The organism is Salipiger marinus (assembly GCF_900100085.1).
In the GTDB taxonomy this organism is placed as follows: Bacteria; Pseudomonadota; Alphaproteobacteria; order Rhodobacterales; family Rhodobacteraceae; genus Salipiger; species Salipiger marinus.
The window spans coordinates 25832-41329 of the sequence record NZ_FNEJ01000005.1 but is presented as its reverse complement, the minus strand read 5'-3'; the positions used below and the strand labels follow the sequence as shown (position 1 = coordinate 41329).

The following is a 15498-nucleotide window of genomic DNA, read 5'->3' as shown; positions in this document are numbered from 1 at the left end:
CGAGTTTGAGTATACTATACCGTATAGTATAATAGGTGCCCGGTCCCACCGACCGGCAGCTCGTCCGATCAGATACGGAGCCGGGACATGGTCGAATTCACCGTCAATGGACGCGCGGTCGCGCTGGAGGGCAGCGCGGACAAACCGCTGTTATGGGCGCTGCGCGAGGATCTGGGCATTCTTGGTCCAAAGTTCGGCTGCGGCGTGGCCGAGTGCGGCGCCTGCCGGGTGCTGATCGACGGGGAGTCCGTGCCCTCCTGTCAGGTCTTTGTCGGCGACCTGTCAGGCGCCCGCGTCGTGACGGTGGAGGGGCTGGCCCAGCCCGATGGCCAGCTTTCGGCGGTGCAGCAGGCCTGGCTGGACGAACAGGTGCCGCAATGCGGCTATTGCCAGCCCGGTTTCCTGATCGCGGTGACAGCGCTTCTGTCGCAGATCCCCAACCCCTCCGATGCGCAGATCGACGAGGCGATCACCAATATCTGCCGCTGCGGCACTTATCCCCGCATCCGCCGCGCCATCCACCGCGCCGCCGCCACGCTGTCTGCCGGATAGGAGCCGCCATGCCCCGCCTGATCACCCGCCGCGGCCTGCTTCTGACTGGCGCCGCCTTGGGCGGCACCGCCCTTGTCGCTGGCATTGCCGGTATCGGCTATCTCTCCACCGTCGATGTCGACGGGCTGGAGGGTCATGTCGATGGCGAAAGTGCTGTCCTGAACGCCTTCGTGGTGCTGCATCCGGATGGCAGCGTCGTCATCAACGTGCCCCGGACCGAAATGGGACAGGGGATCCATACCGGCCTTGCCATGATCGTCGCCGAAGAAATGGACCTGCCCTTTGACGACCGCATCCGGGTCGACTTCCCGACCGAGGCCCATCCCGCCTATTCCACATGGTTCAACGTCCTGCAGGTCCGTCCGGAAGAGGCGAGCGGCCCGGTGGTCTGGCTGGGGCGGCGGGTGCTGGGCGAGATGGGCTTCATCGCCACCGGGGCTTCGGGCTCGACCATGGGGCTGTGGCATCCCATGCGCGTGGCGGGGGCGGCGGCGCGGCAGATGCTGATCGCCGCCGCTGCGATCCGGCTGGGCGTGCCGCCGTCGGAATTGACCACGGCGGCAGGGGTCGTGCGCCATGAGGCGACCGAACGGGTCCTTTCCTATGGGGAACTGGCGCGGGCGGCAGCGGTGCTGCCGCCTCCGGACGATCCTGTGCTGAAAGCCCGGTCGGACTGGCGGCTGATTGGGCGGTCGCAGCCGCGGGTGGATCTGCCTGCCAAGGTCAGGGGTGCGCCGGTTTTTGGCATGGATGTGACCCTGCCCGACATGCTGCATGCCGCGATCCGCCACGCGCCGGTGTTTGGCGCCAGCGTCTCTGGCGTGCGGAACGAGGCGAGGGTGCGGTCCGCACCCGGCGTGGTGGATGTGGTGCTGATCGACGGGCGGCATGTGGCGGTTCTGGCCCGCTCGTGGTGGCAGGCCGAACAGGCGGCATGGCTGCTGCAGATCGACTGGTCGGCAACCGGTGCGGAGGCGGTGGACAGCGCGCAGCTTGCCGCACGCCAGACCGAAGCGCTGGCAACCGGCAGCCCGCATGACCATATCGACGAGGGCGATGCGGCGGCGGCGCTGGCCGCGCCCGGGGCCACGGTCATCGAGGCCGAATACGGCGTGCCCTTCGTCACCCATGCCTGCATGGAGCCGATGAACGCCACCGCGATCCTGCATCCGGATGGCCGCGCCGAGATCTGGGCGCCCTCACAGAACCGCGTCACGATGCGTTCGGGGGCTGCGCGCGGCATGGGCTGGGCGGGGGTCAGCGCCCGCGAGACCACGCTGCACATCACGATGAACGGCGGCGCCTTCGGGCGGCGCAGCGATCACGACGTGATCGCCGAGGCCGCCTATCTCGCCGCGCGCCACCCGGGCCGGGCGGTCAAGGTGATCTGGTCGCGCGAAGAGGATATCGGGCGCGGCCTGTATCGCAGCCACGCCGCCGCCCGCCTGCGCGCCGCACTGGGGCCGGACGGGCTGCCTGTGGCCTATGACGCGCTGGTGGCGGCGCAGTCGATCCTCCATTCCATGGGCGGGCGCAACCTGCCGGTCACGCCCGGTCCGGACGGCGACGTTCTGACGGTCGAGGGGCTGGAGAAGCGTCACTACACCCTGCCCAACCGCCGGATGCGCAGCCAGCATGTGCCCAGCCACATGCCCATCCATTTCTGGCGGTCGAACGGGTTTTCCTTCAACACCTTCTTCACCGAAAGCTTCATCGACGAATGCGCGCAGGCGGCGGGGGCCGATCCGCTGGCCTATCGGCGGGCCCTGCTGCGCGACAGCCCGCGGCATCTGGCCGTGCTGGACCGGGTCGCGCGGATGGCAGGCTGGGGCGCGCCGCTGGCTCCGGGACGCGGGCGGGGCATCGCGATCGAGGAATGTTATCGCAGCGTCGTCGCTCAGGTGGCAGAGGTGACGGTGGCGCCCGACGGGGAGGTGACGGTGGACCGGCTGTTCTGCGCCATTGATGCAGGGCTCGTCATCAACCCCGATCAGGTCGTGGCCCAGATGGAGGGCGGCGCAATCTATGGCGTGACAACCGCGCTGATGAGCGCGATCCGCGTCGAACGCGGCGCCGTTGTGGAAACCAACTTCCACGATTTTCCGGTGCAGCGCCTCGCCAACGCACCCGCCATCGCTGTCGAGATCGTCGAAAGCGGCGAGCCGCCCTGCGGGGCGGGGGAACCCGGCGTGGTTCCGGCAGCGGCAGCGGTCGCCAATGCCCTGTTTGCCGCCACCGGGCGCCGCCTGCGCCACCTGCCGCTGACCGTCACCGAAACCATCGGCGCGCGCCGGATCCGCAGCATGCTGCCGCCCGATCAGGCGTGACCCGCCGCTTGCCCTGTCAGACATCCGAGGATGCTCATGTCCCTTTCCGCCAAAGCTGACACGCCCCAGCGCCCCGCCCTGTCCGCAGAGCGCGACAGGGCACAGACCGATCACCGCGCGCCCCCGATGTCGACGCGCTGCGGATCCGACAGCCTGCGCTTTCTGCGGTCCTGGGCGTCGGATCCGCTGCGCGTCGCGGCGATCGCCCCCTCTGGCGTGCGGCTGGCAGAGCTGATCACCCGTGAGATCACGCCCGACCACGGCCCGGTGCTGGAGCTGGGCGCGGGAACGGGCGTGTTCACGCGCGCGCTGCTGGCCCGTGGCCTTGCGGAAGGCCAGCTGACGCTGGTCGAGATGGGTCCCGACTTTGCCGCGCTGCTGCGCATGCGCTTCCCTCAGGCGCGGGTGCTGCAGCGCGATGCCGCCCGGCTGTCTGCGTCCGTTCTTTTTCCGCAAGACAGGGCAGGGGCGGTGGTCAGCGGGCTTGGGCTTCTGTCGATGAAGCCGCGCAGGGTGCTGGCGATCCTGAAGACCGCCTTCGCCTGCCTTCGCCCCGATGGCAGCCTCTATCAGTTCACCTATGGCCCGCGCTGCCCGGTGCCGCCTTCGATCCTGACCCGGCTTGGCCTGCAGGCGCAGCGCATCGGGGGCACTTGGGCCAATCTGCCGCCCGCCTCGGTCTACCGCATCAGCCGCAGCGCGCCCTCGCCCTTGCCTGACCGGTCATGACCGATGCTGGCTCGTCCTATACGGTAAAATATACGCAGGTGGCGCGTGGTGTAGCGGCGGTCTTGGCCCAGCCTCACCTCCGGTGCGTCCCATGCACAACGCGCCCGATGTGCATGTCGCGCTCCTTGACAGCGACGCGCCGCCGGGGGGAGCGGGAGAGCCCGGCGTGATCCCGGTCGCGCCCGCGCTTGCCAATGCGATCTTTGCGGCAACCGGACGGCGGCTGCGCCGCCTCCCGCTTGCGGTGACACAGCCCGTGGGTGTGCGGCGGACCCGGTCGATCCTGCCCGCCGCAGAGGAGGCCTGAGCGCCGCGCGCTGCGGCGTGACCCGGCGCCGCCATGACCGGCGCCCGGTGCAGCTGCATCCCGGCCCCGCGCCTGACCGAGGCCGGGGCCAGCGCAGCCTGACCCGAAACGGCAGGCTCGCATGGGGCCAACGGCGCGGCTGGCAGAGGAAAGGGCGGCGGTTCCGTCACCCGCCGTCCTGCCTGATGTCTCCTCGCGCCGCGGTGCCTTCAGCCGGATGTGACCCGATCGCCCGCGTCTGCGGAATTTGGCTGTGCGCGCCGCCGCCTGCGCGCTGCGGATCTGGGCACGATAAAGCGCGTCCTTGTCCGGATACCATGGCAGGGTTCCAATCGTGCTGAAGCCCGGGATCGTTTCCATGTGGCGCAGCATCCGGCGGCGCATCGGCTCGTCCGGAAGCGGGCCGCGCATCGTCATCTGGGTGTCGCTCATATGGTCCGGGTTCGACGTGCCGCAGAGCACACAGGTCGCGGCGGGATGGGCGATGACCCATTTCAAAAGGAACTGCGCCCAGCTTCTGGCGCCGAAATCCTGCTCGAAATCCGGCAGGGGTTCTTCTGCCACGACATGCATCAGCCGCGCCTTTTCCAGCGGAAGGTTGACGAAGACCCCGATGCCCCGGTCGGCGGCGGCGGGCAGCAGCCTGTGCTCTGCCGCGCGGTTGAGGATCGAATGGCTGGTCTGCACGACATCCCCCGCCCCCCGCTCTATGAAACCGGTCAGCTCCGCCTGATAGGAGGACTCGTGATGGGTGACCCCGACATGGCCGATCTGGCCCTCGGACTTCCACGCCTGCATCAGCGGCAGGACAACCCCGGCATTTGTCATGCTGTGGCACTGCATCAGGTCGATCACCGGGCACCACATGCGGAGCTTGTCTTATGGAATTTTTGGCTCCTGAGGCAAAAGGGAGCCGCTGCCCGGCACCGCAAACTGCGGGGCAGCGGCGGGGGCTGCGTCGTGCGGAGCTTGGTCTTTCAGGACCGCGGTCGAGTTTGACGAGCCCCCGTCTTTTCTAACGACCTGAACGGATACGTGGGCTTCGGGCCCGAACGACAAGCAAAGGTGGAAAGAAAAGATGGCTAAGGATACCATCGGCATCGACGTCTCGAAAGACCGTCTCGACGCATTCTGGCATTCCCGATCCGAAGCGCGCCGCCTGCCGAACACGGAGGAAGGGTTCGGCCAGTTGTGCGACTGGCTTGGAGAGGAGGAGGGCGTGCTGATCGTCTTCGAGGCGACCGGCGCCTATCATCGTGGCCTGGAGCGGCATCTCAGCCGGGCGGGGCGGCCCTTCATCAAAGTCAATCCAAAGCAGGCGCGCCGATTTGCACAGGCCATTGGTCGACTGGCAAAGACCGACAGCGTCGATGCTAGGATGCTGGCGCGCATGGGGGTGGTGCTCGATCTGGCCCCTCAAGATGTCGAGGGCGAAGATGTTCATGATCTCAGGGAGTTGCTGACAGCGCGGCGGGCCCTCGTCAAGGATCAGGTCACTGCTAAGACCAGACTTGCCACGGCGATCAATCCGCTCGTGCGAGAACAGATTTGTCGCCGCATCGATGACATTGCCGCCGATATCCACGCGCTGGATGAAGTAATCGCGCAGATCGCCAAGCAGCGAGGCACCCTCGAAGGGCGCATTCGTCGATTGATGACCATCCCGGGGATCGGCCGTCTGACCGCCACGACCATGCTGATCGATATGCCGGAACTGGGGTATCTCGACAGCAAAAAGATAACTGCTCTGGCCGGGCTCGCTCCAATGACGCAGCAGTCTGGCAAGTGGCAGGGCAAGGAACGAATTACCGGCGGCCGGTCATCAATTCGGCGGGCAATCTACATGCCGGCGCTGGTTGCTATCCGTTTCAATCGCGATCTTCGCGACAAGTACCAGCAGCTCGTGAGCGCCGGCAAGGCGAAGAAGGTTGCCATCACCGCCGTCATGCGTCGCATGCTGGTTCTCGCGAACACGCTGCTGCGCGACGCCCGCGATTGGCAGCCGGAACGCCCTTGACCAAGACGGATACTCGACTGATCAAGGCTGGCCGTGGCCTGGCTGGTATCGCCCAGATAGTCGCCGGTCGACCAGATCTTGTTGGCCACGAAGATGTTCCGTGCCTCTGGCATCTCGGACATGATCGCGCCAAGGCTGACCTTGGCTGAGCCATGAAGCGGCGAGGTGTCGACCACGCCGCCGCCACCGGCGGCAACCCGGGCGACGACCTCGCGCAGGGGCGCGCGCGGCGCGCCGGTCAGCAGGTCGAAGGTCAGGAAGGGGCCCAGACCCAGCGCCGTCACCGCTTGGCCGGGCTGGCCGATCTGGCGCGTGATCGGCGCATCTTCCGCGCTGTCGGCGGACCCGGCCTGCTGCGTTTGCGCGCTGCCCGCTCCGGTCGAGGCCGGACCGAGCGCGGCGGCCCCCGCAGCGCCCGGCAGGCTGCGCCGGTCGATGGTCGTGATGTCGTGGGACTTTCAAGCTCAGAACTGCCAGCCCGCAGGCACCCACGCGTAGCCGCTGTCGGTCCGCAGGATGTGGCCAAGCCCGGGGAAGGGAAAATGAAAGCCCAGCACGGGGATGCGGTCAGCCGCTGCCCGATCGAAGATGCGCTGCCGGGTCGCGGCGGCGCCCTCCTGATCGCGGTCGGGTCCGGGGCGCCAGGGCTGATTGATGTTGATGACGGGGTGATAGGCCAGATCGGCGGTCAGCAGCACCTGCGCGTCGCCCGAATGCACAAGGAACGTCGCCATGCCCGGGGTGTGGCCCGGGGCGGCAATCGTGGTGAGGCCGGGCAGGATCTCTGTGCCGGGGTCGTAAAGCGCGACGTCCTGAAGATAGGGCTGCACGCTCTGCTTGATGTTGGCGGCGAAGCGCTGCCGGAACTCCTCTGGCACCGGCATGTAGGACAGATCCGGCTCTGCCTCCACGAAAAAGGCCCAGTCGGGGCGGGGGGCCATCACGGTGGCGCGGGGAAAGGCGCGGCCCCCCTCTGCGCTGCGCAGGTTGCCGACATGATCGGGATGGGTGTGCGAGATGACCACCATGTCGATGTCGTCTGCCGCAAGGCCGATGGCGCGCAGGTTGTCGAACAGCCGACCGCCATTCGGCCCCATGGTCGCCCCGGCCCCGGCCTCCAGCAGCACGCGCTGGCCGCCGATCTCCAGCAGCAGGGTGTTGAGGTTGAGGGCAAGAAACTCCGTCGGCAGCATGGCGCGGCGCAGAACCTCCGCCAGATCCGCCTCCGGGGCATCCCCGGCATAGATCGCGGGCGGGCCGCCGATCATGCCATCGCTCAGCACGGTCGCGGCAATGTCTCCGATGTGGAAGCGGTAATGCCCCGCATTCCCGACCGGCGACACGGGGGCGGGCTGTGCAGACAGCCGTCCGGATGCGCCGGAACCGACCAGCAGGCCGGATGCCCCGGCCATGGCGGACAGCATGACCTTGCGACGGTTGAGTGTAAGCATTCTTGGTCCTTTCAAACGGGGAATGGCCTGCCGGCCCCCAGATGGCGCCGCGGTCGCTCCGAAGATGACACCCCGCCAACCGCATGATAAGCCGAGCAAAGAAGAGCACACTGATCTGCTGGAGCGAGCAATGCCGCCTGTACGGCTCGATCATCTGGAAACCTTCGCGCTGATCGTGCGATCCGGCGGCTTTCGCGCGGCGGCGACGGAACGCGGCGTCTCTTCCTCGGTGATGAGCCAGACGATGACCACGCTTGAACAGGCGCTTGGCCTGCGGCTGCTGAACCGCACCACGCGCAGCATCGCCCCGACCGAGGCGGGGGCGCGGCTGCTGGACCGGCTTGGCCCGGCGCTTGACGACATCCGCCTCGCGCTTGTCGAGCTTGACCAGCTGCGCGAAACTCCGTCCGGCACCCTGCGCATCAACGCGCCGGGGCCTGCGGTGGACCATGTGCTCTGTCCGCTCGCCTTCGCCTTCATGGAGACCTATCCCGAAGTGCGGGTCGAGATCGTCAGCGATGCGGCCATCGTCGACATCGTCAGTCAGGGTTTCGACGCGGGTGTCAGGTTCGGGCGGCAGCTGGCAGAGGACATGATCGCGGTGCCGCTTGGTCCGCCGCTGCGCTATGCGATCGTGGCGAGCCCGGACTATCTGAGGGACCGGGGGCGCCCCGAAACCCCCGGCGATCTGATCGGCCATAACTGCATCCGGCGCCGCTATCCGGGGGGCGCGCTGGCGGCGTGGGCCTTTGCCAAGGAGGGCGACACGGTCGAGCTGGTGCCGGAGGGCCGCCTGACCCTGAGTTCGGCGCATCAGGAGCTTCAGGCCGCCCTTGCCGGGCAGGGGATCGCGCATGTGCTGGAGGATTATGCCCGCGCGCCGATCGCGGAGGGCAGGCTTGTCGATCTTCTCACCGACTGGAGCCCGACCCTGCCCAGCTGGTTCCTTTATTACCCCAACAGGCGCCACAGCAGCGCCGCCATGCGCGCCTTTCTGGACTTCGTGCGCCGCTCAGCGCGCTGAGCGCTGCCGCGCCCCTGCATGGGCTCGGACACGCGGCGGGCTGATCCGTGCCAGTGGGTGCGGGCGACCTGTCCCGGCGGCGATCCGGTGACGCGGTTGAACCCAGCGAGGACCGCATGCTGCCCTTCCGCCAGCAGGGCGGCGGCGGACATCCTCCGCCAGCGGGCCAGAAACCCCATCGGCGTCTCGCCGACCCGGCTGCGGAACTGCTGTGCGATGCAGGTGCGGGACATCCCGGCGATGCGCCCCAGCGCCTCCGGCGTCCATGCTCGGCCCGGATCGTCCTGCATGACGCGCTGGACGGTGCCGGGGTTCGGATCGGCCAGCGCCGAGACCCAGCCGACATCCTCCTTCGTCACATCGGCAAGGGAAGGCCGCAGCGCCTCTGCGAGGATCATCTGGGACAGGTTCTGCGCCACAAGCGCGGATCCGGGGGCACCCTCCCGCATCTCCGCCGTCATCAGAACCAGATAAAGCCGGAGCCGCGCCTGCTCTGCCGCGTTTTTGATGCGGAGGGTCTGCTGCATCATCGCCGCCTGCCCTGCGGTGATCTCGAACCGGTTGCCGACCAGAACCACGTCGCCGCCGCCAGTTTAGGTCACCACCTGACCGCTGCGGTCGGGATGTCCGGGGCTGCTGGACTTGGTCGCGAACCGGCCACTGGGCCGGACGAGGCAGTCGCCGGTGCGCAGATGGACCGGTGCCGCATCCGCCATGGCCAGCCAGCAGTCGCCCCTGATCGCCGCGTCGCATTTGATGCGACCGGCCAGATCATCAAGGCCCAGCCCCCGGTCGCCCCCGGCGGTGATGCAGCTGCGCGGCTTGAGCAGCGCCAGCAGATGAGACAGCGGATCCACGGCGTGACAGAGCATGAGCCATCGTGAATGCCGCCGGTGTTCAGTCCTTCGGCCATCCCCTGTCGAGCAGGGCTTCGCGACCCCGAAGCCGGGGCGGCCGAGGCCGTCCTCACCGTCGGGGCCGCAGCCATCAGCCCCATTCTCCGCCTGCGTCGCGAACGGCTGCCGGGCCAGATCACCAAGGACATCGAGGCGCGGGGGCGGTCGGGCGTATTTGCGAACCGCGACCGCCTGCCGTCAGAGCGCGATCTGGCGGAGCCTCTGGCCCAGAACGGGGACATCGCGCTTTTTCCCCGGACCGATGACACCCTTCACCACCGGATTGCCAGCATCGCGCAGGATCCGCTCACTCATGTCGTGCCGGAACTGCCGGAGGACCAGCGGCGCATGTCGCGGAGCCCTCCCGAGGCCCTGTCCAGGGCCATGGCCGCGCACCGGCAGATGGTCGAGTCGATCCGGGACCGCGACGCGGACCGCGCCGAGGCTGCGATGCGCGCCCACCTGACGGTGGTGGTCCAGACCTACTCGGACATCCGCGAAGAGGCCGCCGATCCGGCGGACTGACACAGACGGCACAGGGCGGTGCTGCGATGCGCGCGGACGGGGCAGGGGCGTTTGCCCGCCCGGGCTGCGGCAGCGACTAGCGCGCCGGTGGCGACCGAACTTTCTGCAACGGCTCCACGATGCTTCCTGGCTGTATTGGTTATGATTTCACCGGCTCCAAGCAATCCATGCAGGTCACCCAGTATTCCGGCGTTCCGGATCAGCCGCCTGATCCGGTGATCGAGGCCGGGGTCGTTGCGCTGAAATCGCGCAGCGGTCTGGCGGAACAGGCGGTTGCGCAGTCGCTGGCGGCACTGGACTGGCTGCGGGCGCAGGGCTACCAGCAGATCCTGTTCAAATACTGCCCGACCTTCGACAGCACCCCGCAGGGCAGTATCGGCCCCGTCGCCATGGTTTTGGCCTTGGCCAAGACCCACCGAAGGCAGGGTCAGCGGCGCCGAAAAATGGCGGCGGCTGAAGGAGGCAAGCTGGGCGCTGATGATGCCGGTCATCATCATCGGCGGGATCCGCATGGGTGTCTTCACCCCGACCGAGGGCGGGGCGGTGGTGGCCGTCTATGCCTTTCTGGTGGGCATCTTTGTCTACAAGGAAATCACGCTGCAGAAGATCCCCGCGATCTGCATGGAGGCCGCCATCGGCACCGCAGTCATCGCGGCGATCATTGCTGCCACCTCGCTGTTCGGCTGGCTGCTGACCAATGCGCAGCTGCCGCAGACCATCGCCGGGGTCATCCTAGGGCTGACCGAAAACCGTATCCTGCTGCTGCTGCTCATCAACCTGATGCTGCTGGTGGTGGGCATGTTCCTTGACAGCGGTCCTGCCATCCTGCTGCTGACGCCGATCCTTGCGCCGGTGGCGGGGCATCTGGGAGTCGATCCGGTGCAGTTCGGGCTGATCATGGTCATCAACCTGACCATCGGGCTGCTGACGCCGCCGGTGGGCACGGCGATGTATCTTGCCAGCAGCATCTCGGGCGTGTCCATCCTGCGGCTGTCGCGCGCCATGCTGCCGTTCTGGGGGATCATGCTGGCGGTGCTGATGCTGGTGACCTATGTCCCCGGCTTCACCAGCTGGGCCCTGTCGAACTGATCCTGCCGACCTGACCCGGCGCGCCGCCTTGCCCTGCGGGGCAGGCGGCGCGGACGGGCTCAGATCTCGCGCAGCAGATCCTGCGGGGAGGTGGCGCCCGAGGCGGTGTCGAGGCTGACCGCCGACAGATCCTTCAGCCCATGGCCGGTGCCTACCGCCACGACGCGCTCATCGGGCGTGATCAGCCCGGCGGCCAGCAGCGGCGCAATGGCGCCGATGGTGATGGCGGCGCTTGGTTCCAGCAGGATGCCCTCGGCCGAGGCAAGCTCGCGCTGGCTGTGCAGAATCTGCGCCTCGGCGATGGCAATGGCGGCCCCGCCATGGCGCCGGATCTTGGCAAGCGTGTAATCGCCGTTGTTCTCATAGCCTTCCAGCGTGTCGTTCAGGGCCGAGGCGATGGTGGGCTGATGCGCCCATGGCCCCACATCGCCGCCTGCGTCAAAGGCGCGGGCGATCGGGGCGCAGGCGGTCGGCTGCACCGCAACCGGGCGCGGCACGCGGTCGATGGCACCGATGGCGTGCAGATGTTCGAACCCCTTCATCAGCCCCACCAGCAGCGGTCCGCTGGAAATCGGCAGAAGCAGCACATCCGGCTTCAGCGGCGCCAGTTCATAGGCGATGGTCGCGTAGCCGTCGACACCGAAGGGATTGTGAAACGTCGTCGTCAGGTTCACCCAGCCCCGTTCGCGTGACAGCTCTTCGGCGAGCCTGCAGCATTCGCTGGTCGGGCCATCGACGGTGACCAGCCTTGCGCCAGTGATGGCGATCTGGCGCAGCTTTGCCGGGGGCGCCGTGCGCGGCACAAGAATGACGATGGGTCGGCCTGCCCGCGCGGCATAGGCCGCCCCCGAGGCCCCGGCATTGCCGCTGGAGGACAGCACCATGCCGGGGCGGTCGTATTCGCAGGCAAGTGCTGTCGCAACCGCGATGGCCCGGTCCTTGAACGACCCGGTGGGCATCAGGGAATCCGTCTTGATCCACAGATCCGACAGGCCCTTCTGCCGGGCCAGCCTGCTGGCCTGCAGCACCGGGGTCGCGCCCTCGCCCAAGGTGATGCGGTTCTGCGGGCGCACGGCGGGCAGACGGCTCGCCCAGGCCCAGACCCCCGGTCCCGCCACGCGCGAAGGCGCATCGGATCCCAGCACCAGATCAAGGATGCCGCCGCAGGCCGGGCAGGTGGAGGGCACCTTGGCAATATCCTCGCTGCTCCCGCAGCTGATGCAGATCAGATGGTCCTCGGTCATGGCGGGTCTCCTTTACGACAGGCTGCGGATGACGTGGGCCAGCTGTGCCACGACGGCGGATTCGATGGCGCCGCCCTTGGCCGCCGTGGCCAGATGCGGGGCGCCCACCACCCCGTCGCCGCCGGATTTTACCCGCATCGTGCGGTGCAGCACGCCGCGCCCGGCCTCCAGCATGTCTTCCTGTGCCCAGTGCGGCGCAGGATCGCGCCCGTCGTCGTGATGCGGGATCAGATCCGCGCGCAGGGTTCCGGGGGCTGCCGACATCATCAGCGAGGTTTCGAATTCGCAGGCATGGCCAAGACCGCCGCGCGCGCTGCTGCGGATCCCGGCAAGTTCGGGGGCCGCCAGCCGCCACCATGTCAGAAAGGCAAGGCTGCGGCCGGGATGGGCGGCGCCCAGATCCTCCAGCATAACCTGCCCGATGGCCTGATTGCCGCCATGGGAATTGAGCACGATGACCGACCGGAACCCGTGACGCAGCACGGACCGCAGGATGTCGCCGACATAAAGCGCAAAGCTGCGATGGCTGACCGACAGGCTGCCGGCAAAATCCATGTGATGCTCGGAACAGCCGACAGCGACCTGCGGCAGGATCAGCACCTCGTCCGGCATCTGCGCCTCGATCAGGGACAGAAAGCGCTGGCCGATCACCGCATCGGTGGACAGCGGCAGGTGCGGCCCGTGCTGTTCGATGGCGGCGACCGACAGCAGGACCGGCACGGACCGGTCCATGGTCTCCAGCTCTGCCGAGGTCAGGTCGGCCCAGATCATGCCGGATCCCACCACGCGCCGCCGATGACGACGCCGCCACTGGTCAGCCGCTGCGATCCGGTGACGGTCTCGCCCTTCACATCCGCGAAGGCAAAGCTGCCCTCGGCCAGCGTCAGGACAGAGGCGTCACCCGCAGCCCCCGGCTGCAGCGTGCCAAGATCGGGGCGCGACAGCACCGCCGCCGGACGGCTGGTCGAGGCGGCGATGACCTCGTCAAGCGGCATCCCGAGCGCCAGAAACTTCGACAGGGTCGTGACCTGATCATAGGCGGGCCCGTCGATGCAGAAGGCGTGCACATCCGAAGAGATGACATCGGGCGGAAACCCTGCGGCCAGCATGGCCCGCGCCGTCTTCCACGAAAACGATCCCATGCCATGGCCGACATCGAAGATCACGCCGCGGTCGCGGGCGGCCAGAACCTGGTCCTTGACCGTGCCGTCGCCGCGCACCGGCGCATTGGGGAAGGGCCGGTAGCAATGGGTCAGCACGTCGCCCCGGCGCAGCCGCGCCACCACCGCCTCGTAGCTGGGGGGCGGCTCGTCGATATGGCACATCACATGCAGGCCGGTCTCTTCGGCCAGATCCAGCGCCACATCCAGCGGGGCGATCCCCTGCGGGCCGCTGGCATGGCGTCCGATTCTGACCTTGATGCCCACGATGACATCCCGGTTGGCCTCGATGACCGGGATCGCTTCCTGCGGGGCCATCAGCCGGAAATCATGGCTTTCCCCCATCATGATGCGCGGCGAAAAGCCGTAAATCCCCGCAAAAGAGACATGCAGATAGGCAAGGATGCGCGAGCGGCAGGGGTCGATGACATGTTTGCGGAAGCCCGCAAAATTCCCCGGCCCCGCGCTGCCCGTGTCCACGGCGGTGGTGACCGCGCTGCTGCGGGCAAAGGCCTCGGCGTCGATGCCCAGAGAGGTGCCGCCCCAGTAGACATGGGTGTGCAGGTCGATCAGCCCGGGCGTCACCACCTTTCCCGAAACGTCGCGGCTCTGTGTGGCGCCGGTGGCCAGATCCTGTCCGATCTGCGCCACCTTGCCGCCGGCAAAGGCCACGTCGCAGACCTGATCAAGGTTCTGGGACGGGTCGACCACGCGACCGCCGGTCAGGACAAGGTCAAATGCCATCTTGGATCCTCAGTCTTGCTGCGGGCAATAGGCGATTGCCTCGATTTCCAGCGCGATGTCGACCATCAGGCGGGATTCCACGGTCGTGCGGGCAGGCGGGTTCGTGGCGAAGTGACGGGCATAGACCGCGTTCATTTCGGCAAAATCCGCAGCATCGCGCAGCCAGACGGTGGTCTTGACGACATCGTCCATGCCCGCGCCCGCCAGTTCCAGCGCCGTCTTCACATTGGCAAGCACCTGCTCTGCCTCGGCGGCGACGCCGCCGCCGACAAGCGCGCCGTCCGGCCCGACCGGCACCTGCCCGGAAATGAAAACGAAATCGCCCGCGCGCACCGCCGGAGAAAGCGGCACGTGCGAGGTGCCGAAAGTCTGCTTTGCCATGAGCTGTCCCTTATTCGCTGAATCATGTAACTTTCTTACATTCTTTTAGGCATGTTCATAAATCAACAGTTTTATCGGCGAAGTTACGAAAATGATATGTTGCTTTATTACATGAGACTGCGCAGCATGATCTCCGGATGAGGCATCGAATCCTCCGGGATCAGGGCGGGACATGACCAATATCGACATCGTCAACATGCTGCGGGAGATCAGCGGCAGCGACACAGGGGCGAACAGCCGACTGGCGCGGATCATTCTGGAAGACGTCGATTTTGCGTCCCGCGCCGCGATCGCCGATCTTGCCGCGCGCGCCGAGGTGAGCGAGCCCACCGTGACCCGGTTCTGCCGGTCGCTCGGGTTCGACGGCATGCGCGATTTCAAGCACAAGCTGGCGCAGATCATGGTTCTGGGCGGGCCCTATCTTTACCCCCGCCCGGTCGAGACGGATGACAGCAGCGACCGCGTGGCGGAGGCGATCACCGCCGGGATCGAGCGCGCCATCGCGCTGGTGCGCAGCCATCTGACGCGCGACGACATCACCCGCATCCTGCCCGCGCTTGTGGCGGCAAAGCAGGTCACGGTGTTCGGCTCGGGCGGCGTGTCCTCTCTGGGCGCGATCGAGATGCAGACCCGGCTGTTCCGGCTGGGCATTCCCATCGTCGCCCAGACCGACGGGCAGCTTCAGCGCATGATCGCGGCCATCAGCGGACCCGAACATGTCATCGTGGCGATTTCCGTCTCCGGTCAGGTGCAGTCGATCGTGGAATCCATCGAACTGGCCCGGCAATATGGCGTGACGACCATCGCGATCACCAAGCCGGGGTCGCGTCTGGCGGCCAGCGCGCAGATCGTCCTGCCCTTCCTCGTGCCGCCGGACGATTACCTCTACAAGCCGACGCCCGCGCGCTACGCGCTGCTGTTCATCATCGACCTGATCGCGACAGCGGTCGCCGAACATATCGGCCCCGACGTGCTGGAAAAGCTGCGCCGCGTCCGCGTCGCCCTGTCCGGCATCAATTCCGACGATCCAATCTGGCCCATCGGAGACTGAC

At 67.4% G+C, this 15498-nt stretch carries 16 protein-coding genes and 1 pseudogene; 9 read left to right on the top strand and 8 right to left on the bottom strand.

Going from position 1 to position 15498, the window contains the following annotated elements; genetic code table 11:
* Positions 1–87 precede the first annotated feature (87 nt).
* Genes BLR51_RS06785 through BLR51_RS06775 form a run of 3 tightly spaced genes read left to right on the top strand, consistent with a single transcriptional unit; the run spans position 88 to position 3608 of the window.
* A complete protein-coding gene (locus tag BLR51_RS06785) occupies positions 88–552 on the top strand; it encodes a (2Fe-2S)-binding protein (RefSeq protein ID WP_089845289.1) in 465 nt (154 codons plus the stop codon).
* Positions 553–560: 8 nt separating this feature from the next.
* On the top strand, positions 561–2879 hold the full coding sequence (locus tag BLR51_RS06780) for a xanthine dehydrogenase family protein molybdopterin-binding subunit (RefSeq protein ID WP_089845287.1): 2319 nt from the start codon (positions 561–563) through the stop codon (positions 2877–2879).
* A 36-nt stretch (positions 2880–2915) separates the two neighbouring features.
* Positions 2916–3608 carry a class I SAM-dependent methyltransferase gene (locus BLR51_RS06775; protein ID WP_207543580.1) on the top strand — a complete coding sequence of 231 codons (693 nt, stop codon included), beginning with the start codon at positions 2916–2918 and terminating at the stop codon, positions 3606–3608.
* A gap of 73 nt (positions 3609–3681) precedes the next feature.
* On the opposite strand, the gene BLR51_RS28000 is transcribed toward BLR51_RS06775, so the two are convergent.
* Entirely contained in the window at positions 3682–4782 is a 1101-nt protein-coding gene (locus BLR51_RS28000) for an aldo/keto reductase (RefSeq protein WP_207543579.1), read from the bottom strand.
* 211 nt (positions 4783–4993) lie between these two features.
* On the opposite strand from BLR51_RS28000, the gene BLR51_RS06765 reads away from it, so the two are divergent.
* Complete coding sequence (locus BLR51_RS06765) at positions 4994–5932, top strand: IS110 family RNA-guided transposase (RefSeq protein ID WP_089845285.1); 939 nt, start codon at positions 4994–4996, stop codon at positions 5930–5932.
* 464 nt (positions 5933–6396) lie between these two features.
* On the opposite strand, the gene BLR51_RS06760 is transcribed toward BLR51_RS06765, so the two are convergent.
* Entirely contained in the window at positions 6397–7383 is a 987-nt protein-coding gene (locus BLR51_RS06760) for an MBL fold metallo-hydrolase (protein ID WP_207543578.1), read from the bottom strand.
* A gap of 130 nt (positions 7384–7513) precedes the next feature.
* On the opposite strand from BLR51_RS06760, the gene BLR51_RS06755 reads away from it, so the two are divergent.
* Positions 7514–8407, top strand: a complete 894-nt coding sequence (locus tag BLR51_RS06755) for a LysR family transcriptional regulator (RefSeq protein WP_089845281.1) — start codon at positions 7514–7516, stop codon at positions 8405–8407.
* Here the strand turns inward: BLR51_RS06755 and BLR51_RS06750 are convergent.
* Together BLR51_RS06750 and BLR51_RS06745 are read right to left on the bottom strand one after the other, a co-directional pair.
* Positions 8335–8985 carry a helix-turn-helix transcriptional regulator gene (locus BLR51_RS06750; RefSeq protein ID WP_089845279.1) on the bottom strand — a complete coding sequence of 217 codons (651 nt, stop codon included), beginning with the start codon at positions 8983–8985 and terminating at the stop codon, positions 8335–8337. The two genes, BLR51_RS06755 and BLR51_RS06750, sit on opposite strands and share 73 nt — an antisense overlap.
* 15 nt (positions 8986–9000) lie before the next feature.
* A complete protein-coding gene (locus BLR51_RS06745; protein WP_089845278.1) occupies positions 9001–9279 on the bottom strand; it encodes a cupin domain-containing protein in 279 nt (92 codons plus the stop codon).
* A gap of 12 nt (positions 9280–9291) precedes the next feature.
* Here BLR51_RS06745 and BLR51_RS06740 point away from each other — a divergent pair, with 12 nt between their 5' ends.
* The 3 genes and pseudogenes from BLR51_RS06740 to BLR51_RS06730 all read left to right on the top strand — a co-directional run bounded on the left by BLR51_RS06740 (position 9292) and on the right by BLR51_RS06730 (position 10917).
* Entirely contained in the window at positions 9292–9828 is a 537-nt protein-coding gene (locus tag BLR51_RS06740) for an FCD domain-containing protein (RefSeq protein WP_089845276.1), read from the top strand.
* A 119-nt stretch (positions 9829–9947) separates the two neighbouring features.
* Positions 9948–10169, top strand: a pseudogene (locus BLR51_RS06735) (four-carbon acid sugar kinase family protein); the annotation flags it as partial.
* Between the two features lie 136 nt (positions 10170–10305).
* Entirely contained in the window at positions 10306–10917 is a 612-nt protein-coding gene (locus tag BLR51_RS06730; protein ID WP_207543591.1) for a TRAP transporter large permease subunit, read from the top strand.
* Positions 10918–10976: 59 nt separating this feature from the next.
* Here BLR51_RS06730 and BLR51_RS06725 read toward each other — a convergent pair whose 3' ends face one another.
* From BLR51_RS06725 to BLR51_RS06710, 4 genes are read right to left on the bottom strand one after another with little or no spacing between them, the layout of a single operon-like run.
* Positions 10977–12161: a pyridoxal-phosphate dependent enzyme gene (locus BLR51_RS06725; RefSeq protein ID WP_089845274.1), complete on the bottom strand. Its 1185-nt coding sequence runs from the start codon at positions 12159–12161 to the stop codon at positions 10977–10979.
* A gap of 12 nt (positions 12162–12173) precedes the next feature.
* A complete protein-coding gene (locus BLR51_RS06720) occupies positions 12174–12932 on the bottom strand; it encodes a creatininase family protein (protein ID WP_089845648.1) in 759 nt (252 codons plus the stop codon).
* Entirely contained in the window at positions 12929–14065 is a 1137-nt protein-coding gene (locus tag BLR51_RS06715; protein ID WP_089845272.1) for an amidohydrolase/deacetylase family metallohydrolase, read from the bottom strand. The genes BLR51_RS06720 and BLR51_RS06715 overlap by 4 nt, the downstream gene beginning before the upstream one ends.
* A gap of 9 nt (positions 14066–14074) precedes the next feature.
* Positions 14075–14446, bottom strand: coding sequence for a RidA family protein (locus tag BLR51_RS06710; protein WP_089845270.1), 372 nt, complete (start codon positions 14444–14446; stop codon positions 14075–14077).
* Positions 14447–14618: 172 nt separating this feature from the next.
* Here BLR51_RS06710 and BLR51_RS06705 point away from each other — a divergent pair, with 172 nt between their 5' ends.
* Positions 14619–15497, top strand: a complete 879-nt coding sequence (locus BLR51_RS06705; RefSeq protein ID WP_089845268.1) for a MurR/RpiR family transcriptional regulator — start codon at positions 14619–14621, stop codon at positions 15495–15497.
* Position 15498 lies beyond the last annotated feature (1 nt).

What these genes read in the sequence shown, in the direction of transcription:
- BLR51_RS06785 (WP_089845289.1), top strand. Translation starts at nt 88, where the DNA reads ATGGTCGAATTCACCGTCAATGGACGCGCGGTCGCGCTGGAGGGCAGC.
- BLR51_RS06780 (WP_089845287.1), top strand. Translation starts at nt 561, where the DNA reads ATGCCCCGCCTGATCACCCGCCGCGGCCTGCTTCTGACTGGCGCCGCC.
- BLR51_RS06775 (WP_207543580.1), top strand. Translation starts at nt 2,916, where the DNA reads ATGTCCCTTTCCGCCAAAGCTGACACGCCCCAGCGCCCCGCCCTGTCC.
- BLR51_RS28000 (WP_207543579.1), bottom strand. Translation starts at nt 4,782, where the DNA reads ATGTGGTGCCCGGTGATCGACCTGATGCAGTGCCACAGCATGACAAAT.
- BLR51_RS06765 (WP_089845285.1), top strand. Translation starts at nt 4,994, where the DNA reads ATGGCTAAGGATACCATCGGCATCGACGTCTCGAAAGACCGTCTCGAC.
- BLR51_RS06760 (WP_207543578.1), bottom strand. Translation starts at nt 7,383, where the DNA reads ATGCTTACACTCAACCGTCGCAAGGTCATGCTGTCCGCCATGGCCGGG.
- BLR51_RS06755 (WP_089845281.1), top strand. Translation starts at nt 7,514, where the DNA reads ATGCCGCCTGTACGGCTCGATCATCTGGAAACCTTCGCGCTGATCGTG.
- BLR51_RS06745 (WP_089845278.1), bottom strand. Translation starts at nt 9,279, where the DNA reads ATGCTCTGTCACGCCGTGGATCCGCTGTCTCATCTGCTGGCGCTGCTC.
- BLR51_RS06740 (WP_089845276.1), top strand. Translation starts at nt 9,292, where the DNA reads ATGCCGCCGGTGTTCAGTCCTTCGGCCATCCCCTGTCGAGCAGGGCTT.
- BLR51_RS06730 (WP_207543591.1), top strand. Translation starts at nt 10,306, where the DNA reads ATGATGCCGGTCATCATCATCGGCGGGATCCGCATGGGTGTCTTCACC.
- BLR51_RS06725 (WP_089845274.1), bottom strand. Translation starts at nt 12,161, where the DNA reads ATGACCGAGGACCATCTGATCTGCATCAGCTGCGGGAGCAGCGAGGAT.
- BLR51_RS06720 (WP_089845648.1), bottom strand. Translation starts at nt 12,932, where the DNA reads ATGATCTGGGCCGACCTGACCTCGGCAGAGCTGGAGACCATGGACCGG.
- BLR51_RS06715 (WP_089845272.1), bottom strand. Translation starts at nt 14,065, where the DNA reads ATGGCATTTGACCTTGTCCTGACCGGCGGTCGCGTGGTCGACCCGTCC.
- BLR51_RS06710 (WP_089845270.1), bottom strand. Translation starts at nt 14,446, where the DNA reads ATGGCAAAGCAGACTTTCGGCACCTCGCACGTGCCGCTTTCTCCGGCG.
- BLR51_RS06705 (WP_089845268.1), top strand. Translation starts at nt 14,619, where the DNA reads ATGACCAATATCGACATCGTCAACATGCTGCGGGAGATCAGCGGCAGC.